Source organism: Azotobacter chroococcum (assembly GCF_004339665.1).
Classification (GTDB): domain Bacteria; phylum Pseudomonadota; class Gammaproteobacteria; order Pseudomonadales; family Pseudomonadaceae; genus Azotobacter; species Azotobacter chroococcum.
In genome coordinates this window covers 1-2,008 of the sequence record NZ_SMMU01000087.1, presented here as the reverse complement: position 1 = coordinate 2,008, position 2,008 = coordinate 1, and the positions used below count along the sequence as shown (strand labels likewise).

The 2,008-nt window shown below is 63.3% G+C and carries 1 protein-coding gene; it reads left to right on the top strand.

The genetic code is table 11. The features are described from left to right. The first annotated feature begins 431 nt into the window (after positions 1-431). A complete protein-coding gene (gene ltrA, locus EV691_RS23095) occupies positions 432-1,844 on the top strand; it encodes a group II intron reverse transcriptase/maturase (protein ID WP_131302574.1) in 1,413 nt (470 codons plus the stop codon). Positions 1,845-2,008: the final 164 nt, after the last annotated feature.

Sequence of the window (2,008 nt, the reverse complement as noted above, 5' to 3'; positions counted from 1 at the left end):
GTTGTTGTGTGTGCCTTGCCAAGGCACGGTTGATCCGTCGGTGAAAGTCCGACCCGGCCAACTCGCGCTCCGGCCGGAAGCACAAGGAGCGGCTCAGGAGGTAACGAATGGGCTGAAGCACTGCTTGAAAAGGCTTCGATAGGAAGCCAGCGGGTCATGCGGGCCGCAACGCGAGTGAACACCGAGCAGGCCTCGAAATGCCGTCGTGGATGCCGACTCGCCACAATAACGAGGAAGGCCGGCGGCGGTACGCAAGCGAGCGTGATGAGCGCGTACCGCATCCACCGGGGTAGTGGTGGCAGCACGCATGGCGAATGATCGATCGTGCAACAAGGGAAGTCCGTGGCGGTGCCCGGCGGGCAACCGGGCAACGGCGACCCCGTGAGGGGTGGAGTCGGCTGCTGCGGATGGCGGATGGGGGCGTAGTAGTGATGAAATCGGGTAACGCTGGTGGAGCGAAGGCCCCCTGTTGCAATACCAATGCGCAAAGCGGGAAGAGCCCGGGGATTGGCATCAGCCTATCAACCCCGCTCGATTCGGTTCGGACCCTGCAGAGCGTGTTACGGGCGAAAGCCAAGAGCGAAGCGGCCACGAGGTTCTACAGCCTGTGGGACAAGGTGTACCGGATAGACGTCCTGCTGGAAGCCTATCGGAGGTGCCGCGCCAACCGCGGTGCGGCCGGGGTGGACGGCACGACGTTCAAGGACATCGAAGACCAGGGATTGGCCAACTGGCTGCAAAGACTGAGACAGGAGCTGCGTACCGGACAGTATCGGTGCGCGCCCCTGTTGCGTGTATGGATTCCCAAGGCCAACGGCGGGCAACGCCCACTGGGCATCCCGATCATCCGTGACCGGGTTGTCCAGATGGCCATGCTGCTGGTACTGGGGCCGATCTTCGACCCAGACCTGTTTCCCTGGCAGTATGGCTTCCGCGAAGGCATGGACGCCAAGATGGCGCTGCGGCGCATCCATTTCGGCATCGCCGAGCGCGGCGCCCGCGAAGTGGTGGATGCGGATCTCTCCGACTACTTCAACACGATTCCCCATGGGCACCTGCTGCGCTGTGTGGCACGCAGGATCTCCGACGGGACGGTGCTGGCGGTACTGCGCCAGTGGCTCGATGCTCCGGTGGTTGAGCGCACTGCCGATGGCGGAGAAGTCCGCACGACGGTCGCGCGCGACACCAACCGGGGCACACCGCAAGGGGGCGTCATCTCGCCGCTGCTGGCCAACCTGTACTTCCGCCGCTTCATGCTGGCGTGGTACCAGGGTGGGTATGCCCGGCGCTTGCGAGCCGAGGTGGTCAACTACGCCGACGACTTTGTCATCCTGTGCCGACCCGGCACGGGAGAGCAGGCGATGGCGACAATGCGGCGCCTGATGGCCAAGCTGGGCCTGACGGTCAACGAACAGAAGACTCGACTGGTCAAGCTGCCGGAGGAGCGCTTCGACTTCCTGGGCTATACCGTGGGACATTTCTACGGTCACCAGGGCAAGCCCTACTGGGGCACAGCGCCCTCGAAGAAGTCGATCAAGCGGCTGAAGGAGCGCATACACGCCGAGACGACATCGCGCTGGAACAACTTGCCGGTCTCGAGGCGGATTGAGGAACTCAACCCCGTGATCAGAGGCTGGGCAGGCTATTTCAACCAGGGGCCGGTGCAACGGGTCTACCGTGACATCGACAACTATGCGGCGCGGCGAGTCAGGATCTGGTTGCGACGGCGCAGTGGCAAGCGGGGAACGGGGTACCGCCAATACTCCGACCAGTACCTGTACGAGAAGTTGGGACTGATACGCCTGGTGCCGCCTGCACGCGACCGCTCGAACGCGAAGGCTTGATGTGTTGCAAGAGAGCCGGATGCGGGAAATCCGCACGTCCGGTTCGACGAGGGGGATGTGGAAACGGAGTCAGGGTCCGGACAGTAAGGCACCGCCAATCGAAAGAGGCGGTCAACGGATATGCCGAACCTACCGCTACCGCGCCACATCTCTACTCTACCGAT